A 25,340-nucleotide genomic window follows, 5' to 3' on the forward strand; every position below is an offset into this window, starting at 1 on the left:
TCGCAACAGAACCTCAAGTTCAGCTCAAACATCGTGCTACAACACCTAAGACGTACCATTTGAGACAAATGCAGTGTCCGGTTTTGCCCGTTTCCCGGTACTCGGGCACCTCCCGGTCACGGTGCCGAAACGTCGAACGCACGTTGACTGCACACGTGAGAGCGCTACAGTGGTCGCCGCACGCATGAGGGGCGGGAGTACATGACCAAGGCGATGCGGTCGCCTGGAGAAACACAGCACGAGTACCGGGAAACACGGGGTTTCGCGTCCTTCGACGACCCCGAGGCTTTGTCGTACGTCGATTCCGACGGCAAACCGAACTTCGCGCTGATTCAGCAGACCGACGAATTCCGCTCCTTACGCCGCCGACTCACAACGTTCATCTTCCCGATGACCGCGCTTTTTCTCACGTCCTACTTGACGTTCGTGCTGCTGTCCGCGTATGCGAAAGAGTTCGTCAGCATCAAGGTGATCGGCGTCATCAACCTCGGCATCCTGCTGGGCTTGAGCCAGTTCGTGACTTCGATCGCCATCACGCTCGGTTATGCCCGTTACGCAAAGCGACGGCTGGACCCGCAGCGCAAATTGCTCGCCGAGAAGACAGGCGTCGAGGAGTAAGTCATGCCCACCACCGGCAACCCGGTGCTGAACCTCAGCGTCTTCGCGGTGTTCGTCCTGATCACCCTCTACATCGTCTACCGCGCGAGCAGCCGCAACGTCACAGCGTCGGACTACTACGCCGCGGGCAGCTCGTTCACCGGCGCCCAGAACGGTGTGGCGCTGTCCGGCGACTTCCTGTCCGCCGCGTCGTTCCTCGGCATCTCCGGCGGCATCGCGGCGCACGGCTACGACGGGTTTCTCTACTCCGTCGGCTGGGTGGTCGCCTGGCTCGTCGGCCTGCTGCTGATCGCGGAGGGCCTGCGCAACACCGGCCGCTTCACCGTCGGCGACGTGCTGGCGTTCCGCATGAAGCAACGCCCGGTCCGCGCGGCCGCCGCCAACGCCACCCTGGTGATCTCGTTCTTCTACATGATCGCGCAGATGGCGGGCGCCGGCGGCCTGATCGCGTTGCTGCTCAACGTGTCCTCGAAGTGGGGCCAGGCCCTGCTGATCGCCGTGGTCGGCATGGTCATGGTGCTCTACGTGCTGGTCGGCGGCATGAAGGGCACGACCTGGGTGCAGATCATCAAGGCCGTGCTGCTGCTGCTCTGCGTGACGCTGATGAGCGTCTTCCTGCTCGGCAAGTTCGGCTTCAGCCTGTCGGCGATCATGCAGGAGGCCACCGAGAACAACAAGCTCGGCGAGGCCGTCCTCGACCCCGGCGCGAAGTACGGCTTCAGCGCGATGTCCAAACTGGACTTCGTCTCGCTCGCGCTGTCCCTGGTGCTCGGCATCGCCTCCCTGCCGCACGTGCTGATGCGCTTCTACACCGTGCCGAACGCCTCCGAGGCCCGTCGTTCGGTCGTGTGGGCGACCTGGACGATGGTCATCTTCTACCTCTGCACGCTGGTGATCGGCTTCGGCGCGATGGCACTGGTGGGCACCGACACGATCGCCGCCGCACCGGGCGGCGAGAACTCCGCCGCGCCACTGCTGGCGTTCCGGATCGGCGGCGCCGTGCTGCTGGGCATCGTGTCCGCGGTGGCGTTCGCGACGATCCTCGCGGTCGTCGCCGGCCTCACCCTGGCGGCCTCCGCCTCGTTCGCCCACGACGTCTACGCCAACGTGATCAAGCGCGGCAACGCCGAACCCCGCAGGGAGATCCGCGTCGCCCGGCTGACCGCGGTGGTCGTCGGACTGCTGTCGATCATCGGCGGCATCGCGGCGAACGGGCAGAACGTGGCGTTCCTCGTGTCGCTGGCGCTCGCGCTGGCCGCCTCAGCGAACCTGTCGACGATCCTCTACACGATCTTCTGGCGCCGCTTCAACACCACCGGCACCCTGTGGAGCATCTACGGCGGCCTGGGCTCGTGCCTGACGCTGATCATCTTCTCGCCGGTGATGTCCGGCGCGAAGACGTCGATCTTCCCGGACGTCGACTTCGCGTGGTTCCCGCTCGGCAACCCCGGCCTCGTCTCGATCCCGTTCTCGTTCCTCTGCGGCTTCCTCGCGACGATCTTCTCGAAGCGGGAGCCGGAGATGGCGGCCAAGTCGGCGGAGATGGAAGTCCGCGCGATCTCGGGCATCGGCGCCCGCACCTGATCAGTTCGGGATGATCAGTTCGGGATGATCCCGGACTCGTGGGCGATGATCGCGGCCTGGACGCGGTTCTTGACGCCGAGCTGGCGGAAGATCGTGCTCACGTACACCTTCACGGTTCCCTCGACGACGTGGATGCGGGCGGCGATCTCGGCGTTCGACAGCCCGGAGCCGACCAGCCCGAGCACCTCGCGCTCCCGTGCGGTCAGGACCTCGATCCGTTGCGTCGCAAGGGGTCGCGGATGCGCCCTGGACAGTTGATCGACGACTCTCCTGGCCACCAACGGCGACAGGAACGCGCCACCGCTCGCGACGGCGCGCACTCCGGAGATGATCTCCTGCGGGTCACCGGTCTTCAGCACGAACCCCGCGGCACCCTCCCCCAGCGCCCGGCTGATGTACGCGTCGTCCGCGAACGTCGTGAGCACCAGCGTCTTCGTGCCCGGATGGCACTCGCGGACCACCTTTGCCGCGTCCAGCCCGTCGAACACGGGCATGCGGATGTCGAGCACGGCGACGTCGGGCCGGTGCCGGGCGACCAGGTCGATCGCCTCGCTGCCGTTCTGCGCCTCCGCGATGACCTCGATGTCACCGGCGGTCGCGAGCACGGCCTTCACGCCGAACCTGACCACCGGTTCGTCGTCGGCGAGCACGACCCTGATCAACCGCTCCTCCTCGCGAGCCACTCCTTGGACACGAGCCGATCATCCCGGAAGCACAGCTGGTGGAGGTCGTGCCGGGTGTTGTCGAACGGGTTGGCGTGCGTGCTGTAGTAGCGGCACTCGGTGCCGGCCGGTGCACTCACGCCGAGCGGGTTGTCGACGCGGGTGCGCAACGGCAGGTCCAGGTCGTCCTCGTACTGCCCAAGTCCTGCCTGGTTGAACTGCTGCGGCGTGAGCACCGAAGTCGTCGCATCGAACACCATGTACCCCGGCACACCGATCGCGATCCCCGCACACACGACAGACGTGATCAGCATTGTCCGTTTCGCGCTCTTGCGGATCTCCTCTTCCGTGCGTTCGCGACGCACGTGCGTGGGCGTGGTTCTCGCTCGCGGGCGTTCCGGGAGCTTGGCCCTGACCTCGAACCCGCCGTCGTCGGTGGGCGCGGCTTCGAACCAGCCGCCGACGAGCGCGACGCGTTCGGCGAGCCCCACCAGTCCTTTGCCGCTGCCCACCGCGAGCGTTTTCGGCGCCGGACCGTTGGTGATCCGCAGTTCGAGGTTCGCGGTCAGGCTCACCGTGACCTTCGCGCCGGGAGCGTGCTTGATCACGTTCGTCAGCGCCTCGGCGGCCACCCGGTGCACGGTCCGGGCGATGATGCCGTCGATCGCCGTCCTGCGCCCGTTGCTCAACTTCACGTCGAGGCCGCTCCTGGCAACGACTTCCTCGATCGTCGCGACCGGTTCGTCCTCGTCGGCCCGCAGCACCTGCATGACGTCGGCGAGCCGTTCCGCCGCGGCCGTGACGCTGGCTCGCGCGGTTTTGGCTGCCTCACGTTGTTGTGCGGTCAGGGTTGGTTCCAGTTCCAGCGCACCAACGAGCAGGGCGGCGCGCGCCAGTTCGTGGCCGACCAGGTCGTGCATCTCACCGGCGAGGCGCGCGCGTTCGGCGTTGCGGGCGTTGTCGACGTCCCGTTCCAGCAGCGCCGCGTGCTCCCAGCCCACCTCCTGGAGTTCCGCGTACCGGCGCCGGAACCGCCCGAACGCCCACGGCACAACGCCGAGCACACCGATGCCAGAGGTGACGGCGAGCGCGGTGTCCGAGCCGCCGCGCTCGGTCAGTGCCACGACCACACCGGCTATCTCGGCGATGGTCAGCGCGACAGCGGTCGCCCGCGGGTCTCCGGCGTGCCGCCCAGCGAGGAAACTCGTGATGGCGAGCGCGGGCGCCAACGCGATCACGCCGGTGACGCTGTCGGACTCGACGCGGACGAGGTAGCAGACGAGCCACGCGCCGAGCGCGAGGCCGAGCGCCACCGCGGGTCGCTTTCTCACCACGACGAACGCCACCGCGAGCACAGCCAGGTAGAGCACGATCTCCCACACCGCGAGCCGGCCGGGCCGCGAGGTCGCCGCCGCGGCCACCACCAACATCGCCGCGCACACCCACAGGATCAGCCGCACCCACACGGCTCCCATCATCGCAGCCGGCTGAGCACGACCGTCGGCGCGTCGTCCTGACTCCGTTGCTTCTTCTTCAGCAGTAACGCGATTCCCCACGACACCAACGCCCCGAGCAACAACCCGGCCAGCACGTCGTGTACATAATGGACACCGACAACCACCCGCGACGCCGCAGCCGCGAGCGCGCAGACCGCCGCCACCCAGCCGAGAGTCCGGTGCAGCACCCAGATCGCCATCGCGGACGCCCCGGCGATCACCGAGTGGTTGCTGGGAAACGACCAGTCGCCCGGCTCCGGGCACTCCGCCAGCGAAGGCGTTGTGCGGCAGGGCCTTTCCTCCTGCACGACGAGCTTGACGACCTCGCTGACCGCGTAGGCCACCACCACACCCGCCCCGGCGAGGAAAGCCCTCAGCCGGAACCTGAACCACAGCGCCAAGAACATCAACGCGAACACACCCAGCACCGCATCGGTGCCGATCACCAGCCAAGTCACCCAGCCGAAGCTACGAAGGCCCCGGCTTGCGCACCTCTGCCGATCGGAACCGATCAGCCTTTACTTTCGACAAGGTCGGCCTCGGGTCCGCGGACGATCGGCAGCCTGCCGCGGCCGACGTGGTGCGAAGGTCGTGCAGTTGCTCGGGCTGATCCCGGAGGCGTGGGAGTGCTGGCAGGCGCCGGCCGGCGCCAAGGCTCTCGCCGCTCCGATCTGGACGGACAGGACATCGCTGACGAACATCGGCATTCATGGTCGGCGCGGCGATCGCTGCGGCGGTGGCCAGGGCGTGGAAGATTCACAGCACGATCCGTGGCGTACGGCGCCGGCCGCCGTGCTGGGAGGTGTGCTGATGAGAACATGTGCGCCCCCTCGCGACCTTCCGCTTGCGCGATGAAGATGACCATGGTTTGCGTACATCTACAGGACGGCGCCAGGCGTGGATCCGGACGAGCTTCACCCGGTCGAGTGATGCCACCGCACCGAACCAGCGCGCCGTTCCGAACCAGTGCACGGTGCCTAACCGGCGCGCCGTGCCCAACCAGCACGCCGCGCCCAACCAGCACACCGCGCCCAACCAGCACACCGCGCCCAACCAGCACACCACGCCCAACCAGCACGCCGGACCGAACCAGCACACCGGACCGAACCAGCACACCGGGTCCAACCAGCACACCGGGCCCAACCAGCACACCACGCCCAACCAGCACGCCGGGCCCAACCAGCACACCGGGCCCAACCAGCACACCGGGTCCAACCAGCGCGCCGCACCCAACCAGCACACCACGCCCAACCAGCACACCGGGCCGGACCAGCACACCGGGCCCAACGAGCGCGCCAGACCTAACGAGCGCGTCGTGCTGATCCAGCGCGCGGCCATCGCGCTCGTCCAGGTCCTCGGCCTGGCCGTGTGGTTCTCGATGTCCGCGGTCGTCCCCTCGCTCCGCGACGAGTGGGGCATCAGCGCGGGCGCGGCGGTGTGGCTGACCGCGTCGGTGCAGCTCGGGTTCGTCACGGGTGCGGTCGGGGCCACGGTGCTCAACCTGGCCGACCGCGTCCGGCCGCACCTGCTGCTCGCGATGTCCGCGGCGGCGGGTGCGGTGCTCACGCTGGTGCTCGGGCTCACCGTGGACGGGCTCGGCGCCGCGATTCCGTTGCGGTTCCTCACGGGGGTGGCGCTGGCCGGCGTTTATCCGGTGGGCATGAAGTTGATGGCGTCATGGTCGGAGTCCAGGAACCGCGGCCGGGCGCTCGGGGTGTTGATCGGGGCGTTGACGCTCGGCAGTGCGCTTCCCCACGTGTTCGGGCAGCTGCCGTGGCGCGAGGTGCTCGTGGCCGCCGCGGCGATCGCGTTCCTGGGTGCGTTGACGGCGTTGTTCTTCGTGCGGCCGGGGCCGTTTCTCACGGCCACGACCGCGCAGCTCAACCCGCGCTACGCCCTGCAGATGTACCGCGAACGCAAGCCGCGGCTGGTGAACCTCGGCTACTTCGGGCACATGTGGGAGTTGTACGCGCTGTGGACGTGGCTGCCGACGTTCCTGCTGAGCTCGCAGGAGTCCGTCGGCGTCACCGTGTTCCTGACGATGGGTGTGGCCGGGTTCGTCGGCTGTCTCATCGGCGGCTGGGCGGCGGACAGGTTCGGCCGCGCGCCCGCCGCCGTGGGGGCGCTGACGGTGAGCGGACTCTGTTGCCTGCTCTCGCCGCTGGTCTGGGGCACGCCGCTGCTGATCGCGTTCTGCGCGGTGTGGGGTGCGGCGGTGATCGCCGACTCCGGGGTGTTCTCGGCGTCGTTGAGCGAGGTGGCCGACCCGCGCTACGTCGGCACGGCACTGACCGCGCTGACCGCCGTCGGGTTCGGGCTGACGGTGGTCAGCATCCAGCTCGTGCCGCTGCTCGCCGACGTGGTGACCTGGCGTTACGCGTTCCTGCTGCTCGTGCCGGGGCCGGTGATCGGCGCGCTCGCCATGCTCAGGACCAGGTCGTAGTAACCCTCGGGGTTGTCCGCGCCGGACCGTCCGTCGATCAGCTCGCGCACGACGTCGCAGTGGCCGGCGTGCTGCGCGGTCTCCGCCACGACGCGCACGAGAAGGTGCCCGAACGTGGTCTGGCGCCGGTGCTCCGGCCACCACCCCACCGAAGCCGGTGCGTCCAGCGGCAACGAGGCGATCGACTCGTCGGAGTGCTGCCAGGCCATGCGGTACAGGCCGACGATGTACTCGCGGGTCTCGGTGGGCTTGACCCACATGTCGCCGTTCTCCCAGACCGATCCGTCCTCGTTCCACGGCAGCGACACCGGTGCGGGACGGCCGGAGGAATCGCCGAGATAACCGAACTCGATGCCGGTCAGGTGCTTCACCAGGCCGAGCAGGTTGGTACCGCTGGGCACCAACGGCCGGCGCGCGTCGTACTCGCTCAGCCCGTCCAAAGTGGACAACACGGAGTCGCGTGACTGTTGCAGGTACCGCTGAAGATCCTCCGCAATCATGGCCCGACACTAACGTTCGCGGACACTGACTTCAGCCGGTTTCGCGACGATCTCCCGCGTCGGGCGCAGCACGTCCGGAGCGGTTCCCCACTGGCTGTACTCGGCGACGCGGTGCTCCCGCTGCCGGTCGACCGACGGACCGCTGCGCTCCGCCCTGACCACGCGGCCCTCGTCGTCCACCTCGACGACCAGCCGCACGTCGCCGTTCACGTAGCTGCCGGAGTGCGGCACCCCGCCCGCGCTGAACACGTACCGGTTGTCCGCGTGCTCGACGAGCCGGAGCGTGCCGCGGTCGAGGTCGCCGAACACGCTGCCGGGGTGGTAGTCGTTCTCGTTCAGGGACAGGTTCGTCAGGTAGCTCCACGTCCAGGTCGCGCCCTGGGTGTCCAGCAGAGCGAACGTCTTGCCGGGCGGCAACGTCAGCTCGTTGTGCTGAAGATAGGTGTCGTCGCCCAGGATCAGCGCGCGGTAGTCCGTGATGCCCCAACGGCTCTCGGAGTGCGCGGTGACGTCTCGCTGTGTCGTGGCACCGCCGCCCATGTTGATGTGCTGCACGCCCGCATACGTGCGGCGCCGCGGATCGTTGCCCTCGATCTTGATCTCCACGGTGAACCGCACCGACTCCTGCCGGCGAACCACGTCCAGCCACTCGTCGAGCAACGCCACCGGATCGGCGGGCACGGGCGCACACGCGGCCAGGACCAGCAGCAGCGACAGGGCAAGACGCATGCGACGAGTCTCGCAAAGCGTGTCGGTCGGACGGGCCGGAATGAGAAGGTCGAGTACGTGCAGAAACTGATCATCGCCGCCGTGCTCGGCGCCTCTCTCGTAGCCACGGCCGTTCCCGCTTCCGCCGGCACCGCGCATCGCGTCGACGCCGCCGCGGGCTGGCTCGCCGGACAGATGGCCGACGGCGAGCGGCTGGAGACCGAGTTCGGTGGCGTGAAGTACCCGGACCAGGGCCTGACCATCGACGCGATCTTCGCGTTCGCGGCGGCGCGCACCGCCGGCGACCACTCGGACCGCGCCATCACGTGGCTCGCCAAGCCCGAGATCTCCAGCGCCTACCTGGGCAGCGACGGCGAGTCCTACGCGGGCGCGCACGCCAAGCTGGCCGTGGCGGCGCGGGTGAAGGGCAAGAACCCGCGCTCGTTCGCCGGTATCGACCTGATCAGCGGGCTCAAGGCGTTGCAGGCGCCGTCCGGCCGGTTCTCCGACCGCTCGCAGTTCGGTGACTTCTCCAACGCCTTCACCCAGTCCTACGCACTCATCGCCCTCGGCAAGGACACGTTGGGCGCCGCCTACCTCGCCGGCAGCCAGTGCCCGGACGGCGGCTTCCCCGTCACGTTCGAGACCTCGCCGTGCGTGAGTGACGTCGACGCCACCGCGATCGTGGTCCAGGCGCTGCGCACGCAGGGCAAGCCGACCGGTCAGGCCGTCACGTGGCTGAAGTCGAAGCAGCAGGCCGACGGCGGGTTCCCCAGCGCGCAGGGCGGGTCGAACGCCAACAGCACGGGTCTCGTGGCCCAGGTGCTGACCGGCAAGCCCGCCGTCAGGGCGCGCGCCTACCTGCAGTCGCTGCAGGTCCGCACCGGACCGGACGCCGGCGCGATCGCGTTCGACGCGTCGGGCTTCGACAAGGCCACCGCTCCTCGCGCGACGGCGCAGGCCGTGCTGGGGCTGACCGGCGTCTCTTTCGGCTGATTCACCGAGCGTGATCCCAGGTCAGCGCCGGATCGCTTGAGTTCCGCTCAAGTTTCACCGGAGCGGCCGAGCAACTAGGACACAGGCTGACCGCAAGTGGTCATACAGTCCTTCGTGTCGGGACAAACGAGCGAAGGACTGGACGATGACCACCACCGAGACCCTCACCGGCGAGCGCGCGGACCTGCTCGAGACCTTGCAGCAGCACCGCTGGTTCCTCACGTTCACCGCGCAGGGTCTGACCGACGAGCAGGCCGCGTCGACCCCGACGGTCAGCGCCCTGTCCATCGGCGGGCTCATCAAGCACGTCACTCGGGTCGAGGGGAACTGGATCAGGTTCATCGAGGAAGGCACCTCGGCGATGGAGCCGAACGCCGACACGGCCGAGAACCACCTGAAGAACTTCCACATGCAGCCCGGTGACACCCTGGAGAGCGTCCTCGCGCGTTACCAGGAGGTCGCCGCCTACACCGACAAGCTGGTCGAGACGGTGGACCTGGACCTGGCGCACGAGCTGCCGGAAGCGCCGTGGTTCCCCAAGGGCAAGACGTACACGGCGCGGCGGGTGCTGATGCACATCGTTGCCGAGACCTCACAGCACGCGGGCCACGCGGACATCATCCGCGAGACGATCGACGGCCAGAAGACGATGGGCTAAGGCCTCGGCGGGGAGAAGGTCGAGAGGAACTGGTCCCGGAAGTCGCTCATCCGCGACACCGGGGCCGACCCTCCCGGCTTGATCCCGTCGTCCCACTTCCAGGCCTCGACGCGCTGGAGCACAGCGGGATCCTTGGCGACGATGGTGATCGGCACGTCCCGCGACGCCCCTTCACCGGTCACCATCTGCGCCGGCTGGTGGTCCCCCAGGAACACGAACACCAGGTTCTCGTCGCCGTACCGCTCGACGTAGGAGATCACCGACTCCAGCGAGTACGAGACGGAGTGCGCGTAGTCGCCGCGCACGGCCGCCGGGTCGCGGCCGAAGATCGACTCGGGCGGGTCGTTCGAGGCGGGCATGGTCGCGTAGATCGAACCGTCGCCCAGCTCGTCCCAGTCCACGGTGTCCGGCGTCGGCGACCACGGCGCATGCGAGGACACCATCGGGATCGCCGCCATCACCGGGCCCTGCTTCTTGGCGCGCTCGTTGCGCTGGAACGACTCCAACGTGAACTGGTCCGGCGTCGTCGCGTAGCCGAACCGCGGGCCGGCGTAGCCGAGGTCCTGGGCGGCGTAGATCTTGTCGTAGTGGAAGAAGTCGCCTTCCGGCCACGCCTGCGTGATGCCGGGGACGACACCGACCGAGCGCCACGACGCCTCGCGGAACGCCCGCGGCAGCGTCAGCCGGTCGCTCGCCACGAGGTTGCGGTAGCGCTGCTGGTTGTCGATCCACAACCCGGACAGCAGCGTCGCCTGCGCCATCCAGCTACCACCACCGGCGGTCGGCGAGGTCAGGTAAGCGGACTTCGCCGTGTACCCGGCCCCCTTCAGCCGTGAGTTGCCGTCAGCGAGCTTCGCGGCGACGTCCGGCAGGTCGAGCGCGGACTTGCCGTAGCTCTCCACGAACGTGAAGACGACGTCCTTGCCCTGCAACGAGGACAGCAGCCCGGGGTGGCCGCGGAACGCGTCGACCGAAGCCTCCTCCGCGAACACCTCCTGGTCCTTCAGCCCGACCTGAACGCGCCGCGCGTGATCGACCAACGACGTCGCCGCCGCGTCCGAGTAGACCGGAATCCCGGGCACCGCAAGCGAAACGCAGGCCACGGCCACCAGTGCGACCGCGCGGATCGCGACCGGACGCCTGCCGACGGCGACAGAACTGAGCCGCAACACCGAAACCGCGGCGAGGAACACGATCCCGCCGACGAGCGCCACCGCGGCCACCACGGCCAGGACCGAGGCGTAGCGACCGAACGTCACGTCCAGGAAGTCGATCGCGGGCACCAGCAGCGGCCAGTCCAGGACCAGGTCGAACGGCCGGTACAGCACCATGTCGAAGCCGATGTCCATGATCTTCACGATCGTGAACAACCCGAGCGCGATGCCGCCGACGATCGCGGCGGGCTTGCGGAACCGGTCCGGCAGCAGCACCAGCACCATGACGCCGACGAGGCCTTCGAGCGGCACCCGCAGGAACGCCTCCGGTGTGAACTTCTCCAGGTCGCTCGGTGCGATGAGCACGAACAACACGAACAGCCCTGCCAGCGCAGTGGCCGTCCGACGCAGCAACATCCTCACCGAGAATCCCCTTTCCTGACCTATGAGAGAAACGCACGGCGACCCGCATCCGGTTCAACTGCACTACCATCGGGTCCGTGACCCGCCCGCACGTTCTGCTGAGCGTCGCCGTCAGCCTCGACGGCCACATCGACGATCGCGGCACCGAGAGGTTTCCGCTTTCCAACGCCGAGGACTTCGATCACGTCGATCGGATGCGCGCGGAGTCGGACGCGATTCTCGCCGGGGCCGAGACACTGCGCCGCGACAACGCGCGCCTGCTCGTCTACAGCGACGAGAGGCGTGCGCGGAGAATAGCGGAGGGCAAACCGGAGTTCCCGCTGCGGGTCACCGTCACCAGGAGTGGCCAACTGGACCCTGAGCTGCGGTTTTGGCACTGCGGCGGCACCAGGCTGGTCTACACCAAGAGCCCTGCGACGACCGTCGATCACCTCGCCGAGACCAAAACCTTCAGCGAATTCTCAGAGATTCTCGATGATCTCGGCGCTCGCGGCGTGAGAAAGCTCATGGTCGAAGGCGGCACGAGCATTCACACGGCGTTCCTCGAAGCGGGACTCGCCGACGAGATCAGAGTTGCGGTCGCACCGATGCTGATCGGACAGGCGACGGCCCCGCGTTTCGTGAATCCCGCCGAATTCCCCGGTGGACCGGCACGCCGATTCCACCTGGAGGACGTCACGAAAGTCGGGGACGTCGCCGTGCTGCGCTACTTCCCGAAAATCAGCGCTTCACCAGCGTGAGCAGACCGAGGATCTGCTCACGGCGGTAGATCGCGATCACCAGCGCCCACACCATGAAGAACAACGGCATCGCCGCGTCGTCGAGGCCGCCGTTGGTCACCAGGAAGAACTCGGTGAGCGCGGCACCACCCATGATGCCGGCCAGGCCCAGCGCCGCGATGCCGCAGACGCGCGGGATGAGCAGGCCGATCGCGGTACCGATCTCCAGCACGCCGGTGAGGTAGCGGAACCACTGACCGAAGCCGATGTCGTCGAACTTCTTGACGAAGTCGTCGCCGAACAACGCCCAGCCGTTCTTCACGAACGTCACGGCGAGCAGGATCTGCAGGATCCAGACGACGATGTTGCCGATCTTGGCCGCGGTGGAGGTGGTCTGCTCAGACATGCCGGGATCCTCCCACCGAAACACTGGCCTCACGCCACAGCCAGAGCACATCGCGGCCGAACGACCACACCAGCGAGGCCAGTGCGAGACCGACGAGCACAGTCGCGAACGGGAGCAGGCCCGACGCCGCCACGACCAGGAAGATGCCCTGCACCGCGGCCACGACCTTGCGCGCGTAGCTGGCCGGCAGCGGTGCGTTCATCCAGCGGAAACGCCACGACGCGGCCACGAACGCATACCGCATGAGGCCGATCGCGAGCACCCACGGACCCATGTGCACGGCCACGTACGCGCTGAGCACCAGGATCAGGAAGGCGTCGACCTCCATGTCGAACCGCGCACCCAACGCGGTCGAGGTTCCGGTGCGGCGCGCGACCTGGCCGTCCACCCAGTCGAGTGACAACGCGACCGCGGCGAGCGTCACGACCAGCGCCACCGGCACGTCCTGACCTGCACGATCGGCGACCAGCGCGGTCACCGCGCCGACCATCAGGCCACGGGCCAGCGTGACGCGGTCAGCGGGCCCGAGCGACCTGGTGCGGTGACGCTGCATGCCGTAGCCGAGGAACGCCCACGTGGCGAACCCGTAAGCCAGACCGGCGGCCCAGCCCAGCGGCCCGAGACCGGTGGTGACACCGACCACGCCCAGCGCGAGGAACTGAAGCCCCGCCCAGATGGCAGGCTCCCGCAGGACGGGTGCCGTCCTGGTGTGCTGAAGTGTGATCATCAGGTGCCCCTAGTGGACTTCGTGCGGCGGAGGTGTTGTGAGTGACACGTACGGCGAGTGCCTTTTGGCTCAATGAATCCGGAAAAGGGGAGGTTCGGCAGGTCACCCTGGCCGAACCCGGTCCGGGTGAGGTCGAGGTGCGCACGCTGTTCTCCGGGGTCAGCCGCGGCACGGAGACCCTCGTCTTCCGCGGTGGCGTGCCGGAGAACCAGTACGCGGCGATGAGGGCTCCTTTCCAGGAGGGGGAGTTCCCGTGGCCGGTCAAATACGGGTACCTCAACGTGGGCGTGGTTGAACACGGACCCGAACAACTGCTCGGGCGCACGGTGTTCTGCCTCTATCCACATCAGACTCGTTACGTGGTCCCGGAAACCTCGGTCACGGTCGTGCCGGACGCCGTTCCCGCTGCTCGCGCGGTGCTCGCGGGCACCGTCGAGACGGCCGTGAACGCCGTGTGGGACGCGCATCCGTTGATCGGCGACCGGATCGCGGTGGTCGGCGGCGGCATGGTCGGGTCGAGCATCGCGGCGGTGCTGGCGACGTTCCCCGGCGCGCGCGTCGAGCTCGTGGACGCCGATCCCGGCCGTCGGGCCGTCGCCGACCGGCTCGGCATCGGATTCGCCTTGCCGGACAACGCTCTCGACGGCTGCGATCTCGTGTTCCACGCCAGCGCGACCGAACCGGGCCTCACCACGGCGCTCAACCTGCTCGCGCCGGAGGGCAGGGTCGTCGAGCTGAGCTGGTACGGGGACAGGAAGATCGCCGTACCGCTGGGCGAGTTCTTCCACTCGCGCCGGCTGACGATCCGCAGCAGCCAGGTCGGCGTGGTCGGCCGCCCGGACCGCACCTACGCCGAACGCATGGCGCTCGCTCTCGATCTCCTCGCGGACGACCGGTTCGACGCACTGATCACCGGCTCCAGCGCGTTCGAAGAACTGCCCGGCGTCATGCCGAAGCTGGCCGACGGCGAGATTCCGGCGTTGTGCCACCGGATTGACTACGGTCCCGAGAATGGTTCCAGCCATGTTTCCGAGTGACACCACGGTCGACGTCCGCGACCAGCGCGTGGCCGTGCTCCCGGTCGGCAGCACCGAGCAGCACGGCCCGCACCTGCCGCTCGCCACGGACTCGGTGATCGCGTGGACCATCGCGTCGGAGATCTCGAAGGCGCACCAGGTCCGGCTGCTGCCACCGATCCAGTTCTCGTGCTCGCAGGAACACGCCGACTGGCCGGGCACCGTCAGCATCTCCGCGCGCACGCTGATCTCAGTGGTCACGGACATCGCGGACTCCTTGCGGCGCAACGGGGTCACCGGCCTGGTCCTGGTCAACGGCCACGGCGGCAACTACGTGCTGTCGAACATCGTGCAGGAATCCACAGGCCTGGCCCTGTTTCCCGGCCGCGACGACTGGGCGTTCGCGCGGGAGAAAGCCGGCATCGAGACCTCGGCGTACAGCGACATGCACGCGGGTGAACTGGAGACCTCGATCCTGCTGCACGCCCACCCCGATCTCATCCGGCCCGGCTACGAGACTTCCGACCACCTGGCGGAGGACCGGCGGCACATGCTCACCCTGGGTCTGGCGCCGTACACGGAGTCCGGCGTCATCGGGCGTCCGTCCCTGGCGTCAGCGCGCAAGGGCGAGCTCCTGCTCGCGGGGCTGACCGAGTCGTTCCGCCACTACCTCGACCTGTTCGGTCCTGGCGGCGCGGCGACGTGAGGTGAACAGCACGACCGCGCCCGGCAGGCTCGCGATCAACGCCAGCACGCCGTAGACGATGCCGGTGGTGAAGCCCTGCTGCGCACCCAGCCCGGCGGCACCGAACGCCACCGCGAGGAACGCCTCACGCGGCCCGAACCCGCCGATGTTGACCGGGATCGCCATGATCAGCAGCGCCAGCACCACGACCGGTGCGAGCTGCGTGATCGTGGCGTCCGACCCGGCGGCGCGGGCGGCGACCACGAACATCGCCACGTACCCGGCGACCGTGGCGGCCGACAGCCCGAGAACAGCGGGCCAGGTCTTCAGCGACAGCAGCCGGATGCCGTCCGCCAGCGTGTTGACCAGCACCCTCCGCACCGGCTTGAGCTGCCAGCCGACGACCGCGGCAACGACCAGACCAGCGAGAACGAGCCCGACGGTGGTGTTGCTCAGTTCGAGATCGAGACCAGGCGCGGGGTGCACGAGCAGCACCGCGAGCCCGATCCCGATGAGCACCATCTGACCGGCGAAGCGCTCGAAGAACACGGCGCGCACGCCCCGTCCGACATCGCCCGACTCACGGCCGTGGTTGACCGCACGATGCACGTCGCCGAGCACGCCCGCAGGCAGCACGGCGTTGACGAGCAACGCCCGGTAGTAGTCGCTGACCGCGCTGCGCATGGTCAGCGACAGGCCGAGGCGGCGCGCGACGAGCACCCAGCGACCAGCGCTGAGCAACGTCGTCGCGAACCCGATCGCCAGCGCGGCGGCGACGGAGAACGCGTCGATCGCGCGCAGTCCGTCCAGGAACGCCCCGGTGCCCAGGCGCAAGCCCAGACCCACGAGGATCGCCACCGCCATCAGCAGGCGAAGCCACGGCCACAAACGCTTCATCACACAGCCCTCGGTATCGCTAGCAGGTCGACGTGGTGGACCACCGCGGAAGCCTCTGACCTGCGGCGCAGGTACTCCGATGCTTCCCCGGCGAGTGCGGGTTCCTGCTCGACCGCCGCGCCAACCCAGCCCTTGAGCCACTCACGCGTCAGCGCTCCGGCGTCCAGCCGCCACGGGCTGGATTCCGTGCGAACCGAAGCGCCCGCTGCCACGAATGCCTTTTCAGCGGCAGCCGGAGCGTCCGGCCCGAGGAGCCTGCGCCCGTCCACGACGCGGCGCTGGTGAGCGTTGAACGCGTCCTGGAAGACGGCGTCGAGCGGCTCGGCCGGTTCGAGTTCGATCCGGCCTGCCACCGAGAGCGTGAACAGTGCGGGCACATGTGCTTCTACGCATGCAACCGCCAGAGCGTTCATCTCGTCAGTAGTGAGCAAGTCGAGCAAAGCGGAGCAGGTGACCAGGTCAGCGCCCGCGAGGTCAGCGGCCTTCAGGGACGTGAGGTCACCCTCACGCGTCTCGACGGTGACGTCCTTCAGCTCGCTCATGCTGGCCTCCGCCAGCCCGAGCAGCCGGGGGTCGCGGTCGTGCAGCACCCAGTGCTGTACGCCGCCGAGCCTCCCGGCGAGCCATCGTCCCATCGATCCTGTGCCACACCCCAGGTCACGGATCGTCAGGGGGTTTCGGTTCACCAGAGTTGCGCGGACCACTTCCACGAGCTCGCCAGAGCGAGCCTCGGCGTCCGCATTCTCCCGCAGTGTCAGCCATTCCGGGGCGAAGGTCATGGCCGCAGACTAGCCAGCACCCTCCGCAGGTCCTCTGTGGATTCGTCCCAAGTGGACAGAACAGCCCGCCGCGCGAGCGCCTTGGCCCGCAGCTCTGCCCGAAATTCCTGATCTTGGAACCAGCGCGTCAGTGCAGCTTCCAGTGCATTTTCGTCCCCCGGCGGCAGCAGCAGGCCACCGTCTCCAAGGGCGTCCGGCACAGCACTGGCGATGACCGGCAAACCCCGCGCGAGCGCCTCGGTGACCACCATCCCGTACGTCTCGTTCCGGGAGGCGAGCACGAACAGGTCAGCCCGGCCATACGCGCTGGTCAACGCCTCGCCGGCGAGCGCCCCCGGAAAGCTGACACGATCATCTTCCGGCAACGTCCCGACGAACGGCCGCCGCGGCCCGACGCACTCGAGCCGCCAGTCGTGATCGATCTTCCGCAACGCCCTGACCAGCAGGTCATGCCCCTTGCGCGGTGTGATCGAGGCAACGCACAACAACCGGCTGACCCCGTCCGTCCCCACCGCGACCGGCGCCGGATCGGTACCCGGCACCACCACGTGGACGCGGTCCAGCCCATGCCTGACCCTGATGTTCTCCGCCGCCGTAGGACTGGTCGCGATGACCGCGCCAACGGCCCGCAGGACCTGCCCTTCCTTCGCCTCGAGCAGCGCGGCCACCCCAGCATCGAGCCCGGTCTCGTCCGCCAGCGGCAGGTGCACCAGCACGGCGATCCGCAACCTCCCGGCATGCGGCACGACCACCTCAGGCACACCGCACCCGACCAGGCCGTCGATCAGCACCACGTCCCCGTCCGGGATGCCCGCAAGCGCTTGCTCCAACGCACCGGCGTCACGCGGACGCGGCCAGTCACCAGCGACGGTCACACGCCTGAGGTTCGCACCAACCCTGACGTCGTAGACGTTGCCGCCGCTGGGACTGCCCGGATCGTCGACGTCAGCCGGCAGTACGAAGTGCACGTTCGTAGCCGGCCCACGCCACATGGGACTCGTGGAGTGTGACGGCGATCGCATCGATGCCGTGAGCACCCTCACCAAGAGCACCCTCGAGAACCTTCTCCGCGAGCTGGTCCGCGATGTACTTCGCGAGCCACTCCGTGGACGTGTTGATGCCCGCGAACTGCGGTTCTTCGTCCAGGTTGCGATAGTTGAACGCGGCCAGAACCTTGCCCAGTTCCTGCGTCGCGAGTCCGATGTCGACAACGATGTTGTCCGAATCGAGCTCAGCACGTTTGAACGTTGCGTCCACCAGGAACGTTGCTCCATGGAGACGTTGTGCCGGACCGAAGACCTCGCCGCGGAAACTGTGGGCGATCATCACGTGATCGCGGACGGTGATGCTGAACAGGGTGACCTCCGCTGTGCGGTCGGGTTACGGTGCGATCTCGCTCCGAGCGTAGTTGAACGTTCGGACGGAGCCTGGTGACGAGGGGACCCGAGATGTTCGAACAGGCCTTCAACGACGAAGACATAGCGGAGTCCGACCTGGTGACCCGCCGTGGCACCTTCCGCGCAGTCGCGTTCCGCGCGGACGGCCACGAACACATGGCCCTCGTCTACGGCAAGACAAAACTGCGCGAGAACGTCCTCGTCCGCATCCACTCGGAGTGCATGACCGGCGACATCTTCGCCGCCATGCGCTGCGAGTGCGGCGAACAACTGGACGCCGCCCTCAACACGATCGTCCGCGAAGGCAGCGGCATCCTCGTCTACCTGCGAGGCCACGAAGGCCGAGGAATCGGTTTGGTGGCAAAGATCCGCACCCACGTCCTCCAGGACCAAGGCCTGGACACCCTGGACAGCGCGACCTCCCTGGGCCTCCCGGTAGACGTCCGCGACTACGCCCCAGCCGCCCGCGTACTGCGCCACCTCCGCGTCCAATCCGTACGCCTCATGTCCAACAACCCGGACAAGATCGCGGCGCTGGAAAACCACGGCATCCCGGTCACCGCCAGAGTCCCCTCTCTGATGACCCCGAACGCCCACAACATCGCGTACCTCACCGCGAAACGCGACCGCCTGGGCCACGACCTCCCCCAGGTGGACAACTTCACCCTCCCGCACGCCAGATAACCCACGCCGAAGCCGCAGGCAAGGCCCCAAGCGAAGCCGCAGGCGAGCAGTCCCAATGGTGAAGCCGAGGCGCTCTTCGCTTGAAACAGCGCTCCGGGCGGGTCCCCGTCACGAGTCGTGCTTCAGCTCTCCCTGGTTGTGGCGCGCTCTGGCCCGACTTGTGACGGGGACCCGCCCGGACCGCACCACCTGCGCAACGCGCCTCCGCCCAACGCAACTGGCGTGCCATCAACCCACGCACGGCGGAGGACTCCCCAGATCAGATTGGCGGGGTCTGGGGCGGAGCCCCCAGGAAAGGTGACCACCCGCAACAGCCGCGAAACCCTGCGCAACCAGCCCGAACTCCCATTGCTTTCCCACCACCCGAAGCTCAAACTGTCCGACATGCTGGCGCTCCGAGCAGGTCGTGCCTTCAACGGCGAGCACACCCTCGCCGGCCCCCTCACGGTCGTAACCGAAAACGGCACCATAAAAGCGATCGAACAGGGCCACCCCGAAATCCCGAACGCCGAACTGATCGACCTGGGCCCAACCTCCACCGTCCTACCAGGACTGATCGACACCCACGTCCACCTCTGCGCGGACAGCGAGAACGGGGCCCTGGACCGCCTCCCCGGCTTCACCCCAGACCACCTGGACACTGTCATCAAAGACAGCCTCACCCGCCACCTGCACGCAGGCGTGACCACGGTGAGAGACCTGGGCGACCACCAATGGTCCGTGGTGAACCAACGCGGCAACCACACCCAGCACATCCAAGCCTCAGGCCCCCCGATAACCAGCAAATCCGGCCACTGCTGGTCCATGGGCGGCGAAGCAACCGGCGAGAACGCCCTCCGCAACTCCGTCCGCGAACGAGCCGAACGCAACGTGGACGTCATCAAGGTGATGGCCAGCGGCGGCTTCGCAACCCCGGGCACCAACGTCTCCGACTGCCAGTTCACCGAACAGGAACTCCGCGCAGTCGTCGAGGAAGCCCACAAACACGGCCTACCGGTGACCGCCCACACCCACAGCCTGTCCTCAGCCCAACGAGCCGTAGCCGCCGGCGTGGACGGCCTGGAACACCTCTCCTGCCTCACCGATCACGGCATGCGAGTCCCCCCAGACCTCCTGGACGCCTTGGCAGAAGCGGAGATCACCGTCTGCCACACGCTGGGCGTCACGCAGGAACCACCGCCCTTCATCAGGGAGGCCTGGGAGAAGATCGGCATGAGCTACGCCGGCAAGGTGAGCATGGCCGGCCAGATGTACGACCACGGCGTGAGAACAGTCGCCGGCACCGACGGCGGAATCTCCAACGGCAAGGGCCACGGGATCATCGCCTACGGGGTAGCCGACCTCGTGAAGGGCGGCGTGCCCAACGCCGGTGCCCTGGCAGCGGCCACCAGCCAGGCGGCCAGATCCCTCGGCCTCACCAAGGGCATGCTCAAACCGGGCTGGGACGCGGACATCATCGCCGTGCGAGGAGATCCGATGCGCGACATCACGGCCCTGCACAACGTGACCACCGTGATCATCGCCGGTCAGATCGTCACGACGACCTTGCCGACCGACCGCCGCGAATAGACGTGCTCAACCGCGTCAAGCGCCTCCGACAGCGGAAACTCACGTTCGACCGCCGCCCGCACAGACCCGGCTTCGATCATGACCCGCAGCTCGTCGAACACGTCACCGCGTTCCTCCGACATGAGCAGCGAAAGCTTCTGCGACACGAACGGATTCAACGCGGCCGCGAGCAACGCCCGCTCGAACCCACCTGTGATCGCTCCCCCGGTCTCGGCACCGACCAGCACCACCGACCCACGCGGAGTCGACGCCTCGCGCAGCCGGGACAACGACCTGTTGCCGCCGCAGTCGAGGATGAGGTCGTACGTACCGGTGAAGTCCGCCACCGTGTAGTCGACGACTTCGTCCGCGCCCAACGACCGCACCAGATCCAGCTTTCGCGTGCTGCACACGCCGGTCACATGCGCGCCAAGGGCTTTGGCGATCTGCACCCCGTAGGACCCGACACCACCGCCGGCGCCGAGCACCAGAACCCGTTGTCCCGGTTGCACTCCGCGCAGTCCCTGCAGCGCGGTCCCGCCCGAGATCGGCACCGCGGCCGCCTCCGTGAACGAGACGCCCTTCGGCTTGCGCGCCAGACGTGCGACCGGTGAGACGGCGTACTCGGCGAACGACCCCTCGCAGGTGCCGAACACCTCGTCGCCGACGGAGAACTCGGTCACGCCGGGACCGATCTGGGTCACCACACCGGAAACGTCGCGGCCCGGTACCGGTGACTTCGGTCCGCGGAACCCGAAACCGATGAACCGCACCAGGTACGGCTTGCCGGCGAGCAGGTGCCACGTGCCCATGTCGACGCCCGCCGCCCGCACCTCCAGCAGAACCTCGCCCTGCCCAGGCACAGGCACGTCCAGGTCACCTAGCACCGCCGATCCGTATCTTCGTTGCACGACAGCCTTCATGACTCCTCCTCCGGATATTGGAAGACCTCTTCGAGCGACACCTTGAACACGCGCGCGATCTTGAACGCGACCTCCAGAGAGGGCGAGTACTTCCCCTGCTCGATGGCGATCAACGTCTGCCGCGTCATGCCGATCGCCGACGCGAGATCGGCCTGCTTCATCTCGCCGTGCGCGAACCTCAACGCACGGATGGAGTTCGTGACCTTCGTCGGCTTCATGCCATCCCCCGCCGGTAGGCGAAGATCTTGGCCACCGAGCCGAGCACGGCGGACAGCACGAAGCACAGGTACAGCACGTTCGCGATCCAGAAGTGCGGAGCCTCGAACACCGCCAGCGCCATCGCGGAGACACCGCCAATCACACCGAACGACTGGCCGATGTGGTCACCGAACCGGCCGATCTCCCGGTCGCGTTCGTCGACCTGCATGCCGTCGTCGCGCGCGGCGATCCCGAACCAGATCCCGGACACGATGCCGACGACGATCCCGAACACGATCGTCCACAGCAGTGCGCCGGCGTACGGCGCCTCAACGAGCGGTCGTCCGTCCGCGCCAAGCAGGACGATCAGCACATACGCGGCATAACCGACCACCGCGGTGATCGCCATGGCCCACGCTCTCTTCTCCTCGACCGCCATGGTCCCACTCCCGATGTCAAAGAAACCTGACACGACCAAGGTAAAGCGAACCGGACACCGTGTCAAACATCTTTGACTTTTCCGAGACTAGATCGGCGCGTCCGTCTGGCGGTCGACTGCCTCCGATCGGACCCATTAGCGTGCGACGCATGCTCCGTCCGATCCTTGTTGCGTGCGCGCTTGCCCTCACGGCGTGCGGCCACGCTGTGACGGCAGAGCCACCCGCCCTCGCACGCACGCAGCCTTCGTCGTCGTCGCAGTCGTCCTCGCCGACCCCCGCTGCCGCGGTCGCCACGCCCGAGGTCTGCGCGCTGCCCGACAGCGGTTTCGAGTGCGCGTTCCAGAAGCGGATCGTGGACGCGAAGAACTACGCCGAGACCAGGCCGGGCAGCGTCGGGATCGTGCTGCGGGACCGCAAGACCGGGGTCACCTGGCGCAACGACCACGCAGGTGACATGACGTGGACGGCGTCGACGATCAAGCTCGCGATGGTGGTGAACCTGCTGGAGCGCAACAGGTCCGGCAAGATCAAGCTGACCGCCGACGACCGCAGGCTGATGACCGCGATGCTGCACAGTTCCGACGACGACGCGGCGGACACACTGTGGAAGCGGTACGGCGGCGCGACGTTCAACGCGGCGTTCCCCAAGTACGGGATGACCGATTTGGTCGCACAAAAGGGATATTCGGCCAGTTTCCCCTACTGGGGCTTTGAGAAGTGCACGACCAACGACCTCGACCGGCTGATCAACTACGTCCTCGACACCGTGCCCGCCGAAGATCGCGCCTACATCGTCGGCCAGATGCGCCAGGTCGGCCCCGAGCAGCAGTGGGGCGTCTGGGGACCGGACTCCGGCGCGAAGAACGGCTGGTCCGAGGAGGACGGCGGCTGGGTGATGAACTCGGTCGGGTTCGTCGGGACGGACGAGCGGTACACGGTCGCGATCATGAACAACCTCAAGGGCGAGGGCGACTACGACGACGGTCGCGTCACGGACACGGAGATCACCCGCATTCTCTTCCGCTGATTCGCCTGCGGTACTCCCCGTTGCCGTGTCACCCTGGGTCTCAGACACGATCTGCTTCGGGGGAACGCGGAATGTGGCTGTTCAGAACACTGGGGCCTGTCCGGGTGGAATTCCGAGGGGAAGAAGTCCCGCTCGGACCACCGCAAACGCGCGTGGTGCTGGCGATGCTGGCCGCCCACGCCAACGACGTCGTGACGATCGACGGCATCGCCGAGGAGCTGTGGGGCAGTTCGCCGCCCGCGTCGGCGAAGACGCAGGTCCACGGCATCATCTCGGCGTTGCGGCGCCTGCTCGGCCGCGACCGGATCACGACCACCCGCCCGCGCGGCTACCGGCTGCTGGCGCGTCCGGACGAGCTCGAAAGCCATCTGTTCCGCAACGACGTGGAGTGTGCGCGCGAGATGCTCGCCGAGGGCGCTGTCGCGGCGGGCGCGGCGAGGTTGCGCAGGGCGCTTGCCCGCTGGCGCGGCCCCGTTCTCGCGGAGCTGCGCGGACATCTCGGACGCGGGCTGGACGAAACCCACGTGCTGGCGCTCGAGGAGCGGATCGCGGCCGATCTGCAGCTCGGCCGCGGCGCCGATCTGGTCGGCGAGCTGGTGGAGCTCGTCGCGGAACACCCGCTGCGCGAACGGTTCCGCGCCCAGCTGATGACCGCGCTCGCGCACACGGGCCGGCTCGCGGAGGCATCGCGTGCGTACAGCGTCTACCGCACGACGATGGTCCGCGAGCTCGGCGTCGAACCGTCAGCAGGCCTGCGTGCGTTGCACACCAGGATCCTGCGGGGTAACTCCTAAGGGCAGATCCTCAGCGATGTCACGCGGTTGCGGTGCTCCGCCAGCAGGTTGCCCTGCGCACCGGCGGCGACGCGGAAGATCAGGTTGTTGAAGCCGCCGGCGTCGTAGTAGCACCACAGCTCGCCACGACGGTTGGAGAAGCTCTCCATCGTGTTGTTCAGCCCGGTCGGGCCGGACGAGTCGGCGAGGTCACCGTCACCGCTCGCGAACGAGCCGTAACCGTGGCCGCCGTTGAGCCCGGCGAAGATGCAGCTGCGGTTGGCCGGACAGTGGTCGAAGTGCTGCGCGCCCACATCGGACTTCGTGTAGGTGAACACCTCTCGTGCCTGTGCCTGCGGCGACATCAGCAGCGCCGCGGCCGCCGCGGTGGCCCCCGCCACCGCGAAAACCTTGCGAATCATCACATTTCCCCCTTCGGTCAGGCGTCTGTCTCTGCCTGCCGACGAGGCTTCCACGGCCCGCTAAGTGGTTTCTAAGAGCAACTGTCCGCACGGTAGAAGGTCCGCCGGTACATCGCCCACACTGCGCCGTCAGTCCTGAATCGACTCCCACAGGCAGAGCACGGTGCCCTCGCTGTCCTTGACGTACTGCGAGTACCCGAAGTCCCCCACGCGTTCCTTGGCGTTGAGGAGTGCACCACCCGCGTCCGCGACCTTCTGTGCCACGTCGTCGATGCTCGGCACGTCGATGATCAGCACCGGCCCCTGCACGAACTCGGTGCGCGGCGAGATCCCGCCGTCGCTGTCCTGGGGATCAACGGGTTCGCCGTCGGTGTCCACGAGCACGTAGTCGAACGGCAGCTGCTGCGTCGACCAGCCGAAGACGTCGCGGTAGAACGCTGATGCGCGGCCGAGGTCGTCCGCGGGCAGTTCGAACTTGACCCTGGTCATCGCGCGAGGTCCGGTACCTGGGCGACGAGCTCCTCCGGTGCCGACAACCGCCACGCCTCGAACACCAGCTCCGCGAGCTCGTCGGCCTCGACGCCCTCCAGGTACACGACGACCCAGCCGAAGCCGCCGGCCGTGAACTGCACCTCGAACACGTCCGGCCGTTCCGCGACCAGCGCCAGCTGCTCGGACAGCGTCTGCTTCAGCCCGACGGTCTGCGTGCGCGGCCAGTAGTAGCCGAAGTTCTTGCCCCGCACCCGGAACGTCTCGTACTGCTGCCCGGAGGAGCGCTGCACCTCGGCGAGCGCGTCCACGATCTTGAAGAGCTGCTTGTTCGATGTAGCCACTGCCGACCCCCAAAGCCGAAGGGCAGAAGTATAAATCGGGGCATTCCGCCCGGCGTGACGATCTCCCGTCAGACCGCCGGCGCGAACCTCCGCACGTGGTCAGCGATCAGGGCCGCGTGCGACAACGGGGTCTTGAGGTCGTCGGGGTCGCCGTTGGTCGTGTAGTCGAGCAGAACGACGTCCGCCGACCCGACTAACTCGTGCAGCCGCTCGACCTCGTCCCGCAGCCGGTTCTCCAGGACCCAGCGGTAGGTCGGCAGGTAGATCTCGTGGCGGGCCGTGCGGTAGTCGAGGAGGCGGTCGCCGGTCAGGCCCGCGCGGTGGCCGCGGACCTGACCGAAGCGGCGGACCGTGCGTTTCAAACCCTTCATGGAGGTCACCGCGAGCTTCGACGGGTCGACGTCGAAGTTCTCGAAGACCTTCAACGCCTGCCAGACACCCTCGACGGATGCGCTCGTGACACCAGGCGACATCGGGACCGGGATGTCGCCGTGCGGGTAGAACGGACTGAAGCGCACCCACGGGTCCGGGCCGCGGGAGGTCACGTCGACGACCACCACGTCCGGGCGGGTCACCTTGCGGCGCTTGCTCGCCACTTCGATCGGCATGGTTCGAGGATGGCAG

General features: G+C 67.8%; 31 protein-coding genes and 2 pseudogenes. 13 read left to right on the forward strand and 20 right to left on the reverse strand.

Features of this window, described 5'->3' with window-relative positions; translation table 11 throughout:
- The first annotated feature begins 201 nt into the window (after positions 1 to 201).
- Positions 202 to 618, forward strand: coding sequence for a DUF485 domain-containing protein (locus tag SK803_RS21865; RefSeq protein WP_319967899.1), 417 nt, complete (start codon positions 202 to 204; stop codon positions 616 to 618).
- Between the two features lie 3 nt (positions 619 to 621).
- Positions 622 to 2,202, forward strand: a complete 1,581-nt coding sequence (locus SK803_RS21870) for a solute symporter family protein (protein ID WP_319967900.1) — start codon at positions 622 to 624, stop codon at positions 2,200 to 2,202.
- A gap of 14 nt (positions 2,203 to 2,216) precedes the next feature.
- Here SK803_RS21870 and SK803_RS21875 read toward each other — a convergent pair whose 3' ends face one another.
- Genes SK803_RS21875 through SK803_RS21885 form a run of 3 tightly spaced genes read right to left on the reverse strand, consistent with a single transcriptional unit; the run spans position 2,217 to position 4,818 of the window.
- On the reverse strand, positions 2,217 to 2,864 hold the full coding sequence (locus tag SK803_RS21875; RefSeq protein ID WP_319967901.1) for a response regulator transcription factor: 648 nt from the start codon (positions 2,862 to 2,864) through the stop codon (positions 2,217 to 2,219).
- Positions 2,861 to 4,330 carry a sensor histidine kinase gene (locus SK803_RS21880; RefSeq protein WP_319967902.1) on the reverse strand — a complete coding sequence of 490 codons (1,470 nt, stop codon included), beginning with the start codon at positions 4,328 to 4,330 and terminating at the stop codon, positions 2,861 to 2,863. Before SK803_RS21880 ends, SK803_RS21875 begins: the two co-directional genes overlap by 4 nt.
- An 8-nt stretch (positions 4,331 to 4,338) precedes the next feature.
- Positions 4,339 to 4,818 carry a phosphatase PAP2 family protein gene (locus SK803_RS21885; RefSeq protein WP_319967903.1) on the reverse strand — a complete coding sequence of 160 codons (480 nt, stop codon included), beginning with the start codon at positions 4,816 to 4,818 and terminating at the stop codon, positions 4,339 to 4,341.
- Positions 4,819 to 4,939: 121 nt separating this feature from the next.
- Between SK803_RS21885 and SK803_RS21890 the strand changes: the two are divergent.
- A pseudogene (locus SK803_RS21890) lies at positions 4,940 to 5,173 on the forward strand (YeeE/YedE thiosulfate transporter family protein); the annotation flags it as partial.
- A 355-nt stretch (positions 5,174 to 5,528) separates the two neighbouring features.
- Here the strand turns inward: SK803_RS21890 and SK803_RS46560 are convergent.
- Positions 5,529 to 5,636: pseudogene (locus SK803_RS46560) on the reverse strand (hypothetical protein); the annotation flags it as partial.
- 39 nt (positions 5,637 to 5,675) lie between these two features.
- Between SK803_RS46560 and SK803_RS21895 the strand changes: the two are divergent.
- On the forward strand, positions 5,676 to 6,803 hold the full coding sequence (locus tag SK803_RS21895) for an MFS transporter (protein WP_406601560.1): 1,128 nt from the start codon (positions 5,676 to 5,678) through the stop codon (positions 6,801 to 6,803).
- Here SK803_RS21895 and SK803_RS21900 read toward each other — a convergent pair.
- Complete coding sequence (locus SK803_RS21900; protein ID WP_319967905.1) at positions 6,734 to 7,303, reverse strand: DinB family protein; 570 nt, start codon at positions 7,301 to 7,303, stop codon at positions 6,734 to 6,736. The genes SK803_RS21895 and SK803_RS21900 overlap by 70 nt on opposite strands.
- 9 nt (positions 7,304 to 7,312) lie before the next feature.
- Entirely contained in the window at positions 7,313 to 8,032 is a 720-nt protein-coding gene (locus SK803_RS21905; RefSeq protein WP_319967906.1) for a hypothetical protein, read from the reverse strand.
- Positions 8,033 to 8,089: 57 nt separating this feature from the next.
- Between SK803_RS21905 and SK803_RS21910 the strand changes: the two genes are divergently transcribed.
- On the forward strand, positions 8,090 to 9,007 hold the full coding sequence (locus tag SK803_RS21910) for a prenyltransferase/squalene oxidase repeat-containing protein (protein ID WP_319967907.1): 918 nt from the start codon (positions 8,090 to 8,092) through the stop codon (positions 9,005 to 9,007).
- Between the two features lie 145 nt (positions 9,008 to 9,152).
- Entirely contained in the window at positions 9,153 to 9,665 is a 513-nt protein-coding gene (locus SK803_RS21915) for a DinB family protein (protein WP_319967908.1), read from the forward strand.
- Here the strand turns inward: SK803_RS21915 and SK803_RS21920 are convergent.
- Positions 9,662 to 11,236 carry an alkaline phosphatase family protein gene (locus tag SK803_RS21920; RefSeq protein WP_319967909.1) on the reverse strand — a complete coding sequence of 525 codons (1,575 nt, stop codon included), beginning with the start codon at positions 11,234 to 11,236 and terminating at the stop codon, positions 9,662 to 9,664. The genes SK803_RS21915 and SK803_RS21920 overlap by 4 nt on opposite strands.
- 83 nt (positions 11,237 to 11,319) lie before the next feature.
- On the opposite strand from SK803_RS21920, the gene SK803_RS21925 reads away from it, so the two are divergent.
- Positions 11,320 to 11,982, forward strand: a complete 663-nt coding sequence (locus SK803_RS21925) for a RibD family protein (RefSeq protein ID WP_319967910.1) — start codon at positions 11,320 to 11,322, stop codon at positions 11,980 to 11,982.
- On the opposite strand, the gene SK803_RS21930 is transcribed toward SK803_RS21925, so the two are convergent.
- Both SK803_RS21930 and SK803_RS21935 read right to left on the reverse strand, forming a co-directional pair.
- Entirely contained in the window at positions 11,963 to 12,367 is a 405-nt protein-coding gene (locus SK803_RS21930; protein WP_319967911.1) for a DoxX family protein, read from the reverse strand. The genes SK803_RS21925 and SK803_RS21930 overlap by 20 nt on opposite strands.
- Positions 12,360 to 13,094, reverse strand: coding sequence for a CDP-alcohol phosphatidyltransferase family protein (locus tag SK803_RS21935; protein WP_319967912.1), 735 nt, complete (start codon positions 13,092 to 13,094; stop codon positions 12,360 to 12,362). The genes SK803_RS21930 and SK803_RS21935 overlap by 8 nt, the downstream gene beginning before the upstream one ends.
- A gap of 41 nt (positions 13,095 to 13,135) precedes the next feature.
- Here SK803_RS21935 and SK803_RS21940 point away from each other — a divergent pair, with 41 nt between their 5' ends.
- Together SK803_RS21940 and SK803_RS21945 are read left to right on the forward strand one after the other, a co-directional pair.
- Positions 13,136 to 14,131 (forward strand): zinc-dependent alcohol dehydrogenase, encoded by a 996-nt coding sequence (locus SK803_RS21940; protein ID WP_319967913.1) that lies wholly within the window; start codon positions 13,136 to 13,138, stop codon positions 14,129 to 14,131.
- Positions 14,118 to 14,816 (forward strand): creatininase family protein, encoded by a 699-nt coding sequence (locus SK803_RS21945; RefSeq protein ID WP_319967914.1) that lies wholly within the window; start codon positions 14,118 to 14,120, stop codon positions 14,814 to 14,816. The genes SK803_RS21940 and SK803_RS21945 overlap by 14 nt, the downstream gene beginning before the upstream one ends.
- Here the strand turns inward: SK803_RS21945 and SK803_RS21950 are convergent.
- The 4 genes from SK803_RS21950 to SK803_RS21965 are packed head-to-tail and all read right to left on the reverse strand — an operon-like array spanning position 14,724 to position 17,827.
- On the reverse strand, positions 14,724 to 15,692 hold the full coding sequence (locus SK803_RS21950) for a lysylphosphatidylglycerol synthase transmembrane domain-containing protein (protein ID WP_319967915.1): 969 nt from the start codon (positions 15,690 to 15,692) through the stop codon (positions 14,724 to 14,726). The genes SK803_RS21945 and SK803_RS21950 overlap by 93 nt on opposite strands.
- Complete coding sequence (locus SK803_RS21955) at positions 15,692 to 16,471, reverse strand: class I SAM-dependent methyltransferase (protein ID WP_319967916.1); 780 nt, start codon at positions 16,469 to 16,471, stop codon at positions 15,692 to 15,694. The genes SK803_RS21950 and SK803_RS21955 overlap by 1 nt, the downstream gene beginning before the upstream one ends.
- Positions 16,468 to 17,439, reverse strand: coding sequence for a glycosyltransferase family 4 protein (locus SK803_RS21960; protein WP_319967917.1), 972 nt, complete (start codon positions 17,437 to 17,439; stop codon positions 16,468 to 16,470). Before SK803_RS21960 ends, SK803_RS21955 begins: the two co-directional genes overlap by 4 nt.
- Complete coding sequence (locus tag SK803_RS21965) at positions 17,417 to 17,827, reverse strand: 6-pyruvoyl trahydropterin synthase family protein (protein ID WP_319967964.1); 411 nt, start codon at positions 17,825 to 17,827, stop codon at positions 17,417 to 17,419. The genes SK803_RS21960 and SK803_RS21965 overlap by 23 nt, the downstream gene beginning before the upstream one ends.
- Before the next feature lie 74 nt (positions 17,828 to 17,901).
- Between SK803_RS21965 and ribA the strand changes: the two genes are divergently transcribed.
- Positions 17,902 to 18,552: a GTP cyclohydrolase II gene (gene ribA / locus SK803_RS21970; RefSeq protein ID WP_319967918.1), complete on the forward strand. Its 651-nt coding sequence runs from the start codon at positions 17,902 to 17,904 to the stop codon at positions 18,550 to 18,552.
- Between the two features lie 297 nt (positions 18,553 to 18,849).
- Entirely contained in the window at positions 18,850 to 20,121 is a 1,272-nt protein-coding gene (locus SK803_RS21975; protein ID WP_319967919.1) for an amidohydrolase family protein, read from the forward strand.
- On the opposite strand, the gene SK803_RS21980 is transcribed toward SK803_RS21975, so the two are convergent.
- The 3 genes from SK803_RS21980 to SK803_RS21990 are packed head-to-tail and all read right to left on the reverse strand — an operon-like array spanning position 20,079 to position 21,660.
- Entirely contained in the window at positions 20,079 to 21,023 is a 945-nt protein-coding gene (locus SK803_RS21980) for an NAD(P)-dependent alcohol dehydrogenase (protein WP_319967920.1), read from the reverse strand. The two genes, SK803_RS21975 and SK803_RS21980, sit on opposite strands and share 43 nt — an antisense overlap.
- Complete coding sequence (locus tag SK803_RS21985; protein ID WP_319967921.1) at positions 21,020 to 21,241, reverse strand: helix-turn-helix transcriptional regulator; 222 nt, start codon at positions 21,239 to 21,241, stop codon at positions 21,020 to 21,022. The genes SK803_RS21980 and SK803_RS21985 overlap by 4 nt, the downstream gene beginning before the upstream one ends.
- Entirely contained in the window at positions 21,238 to 21,660 is a 423-nt protein-coding gene (locus SK803_RS21990) for a hypothetical protein (RefSeq protein ID WP_319967922.1), read from the reverse strand. Before SK803_RS21990 ends, SK803_RS21985 begins: the two co-directional genes overlap by 4 nt.
- Positions 21,661 to 21,809: 149 nt before the next feature.
- On the opposite strand from SK803_RS21990, the gene SK803_RS21995 reads away from it, so the two are divergent.
- The gene (locus SK803_RS21995; RefSeq protein WP_319967923.1) at positions 21,810 to 22,688 is read left to right on the forward strand and encodes a serine hydrolase; all 879 of its coding nucleotides are present in this window, start codon (positions 21,810 to 21,812) and stop codon (positions 22,686 to 22,688) included.
- 104 nt (positions 22,689 to 22,792) lie between these two features.
- A complete protein-coding gene (locus SK803_RS22000) occupies positions 22,793 to 23,482 on the forward strand; it encodes an AfsR/SARP family transcriptional regulator (RefSeq protein ID WP_319967924.1) in 690 nt (229 codons plus the stop codon).
- On the opposite strand, the gene SK803_RS22005 is transcribed toward SK803_RS22000, so the two are convergent.
- The 4 genes from SK803_RS22005 to SK803_RS22020 all read right to left on the reverse strand — a co-directional run bounded on the left by SK803_RS22005 (position 23,479) and on the right by SK803_RS22020 (position 25,324).
- The gene (locus tag SK803_RS22005) at positions 23,479 to 23,883 is read right to left on the reverse strand and encodes a peptidase inhibitor family I36 protein (RefSeq protein WP_319967925.1); all 405 of its coding nucleotides are present in this window, start codon (positions 23,881 to 23,883) and stop codon (positions 23,479 to 23,481) included. The two genes, SK803_RS22000 and SK803_RS22005, sit on opposite strands and share 4 nt — an antisense overlap.
- Positions 23,884 to 24,012: 129 nt before the next feature.
- A complete protein-coding gene (locus tag SK803_RS22010; RefSeq protein WP_319967926.1) occupies positions 24,013 to 24,372 on the reverse strand; it encodes a VOC family protein in 360 nt (119 codons plus the stop codon).
- A complete protein-coding gene (locus tag SK803_RS22015) occupies positions 24,369 to 24,716 on the reverse strand; it encodes an MmcQ/YjbR family DNA-binding protein (protein ID WP_319967927.1) in 348 nt (115 codons plus the stop codon). The genes SK803_RS22010 and SK803_RS22015 overlap by 4 nt, the downstream gene beginning before the upstream one ends.
- 68 nt (positions 24,717 to 24,784) lie before the next feature.
- Positions 24,785 to 25,324, reverse strand: coding sequence for a DUF6939 family protein (locus tag SK803_RS22020; protein ID WP_319967928.1), 540 nt, complete (start codon positions 25,322 to 25,324; stop codon positions 24,785 to 24,787).
- Positions 25,325 to 25,340: the final 16 nt, after the last annotated feature.

It is taken from the genome of Lentzea miocenica (genome assembly GCF_033949945.1).
Classification (GTDB): domain Bacteria; phylum Actinomycetota; class Actinomycetes; order Mycobacteriales; family Pseudonocardiaceae; genus Lentzea; species Lentzea miocenica.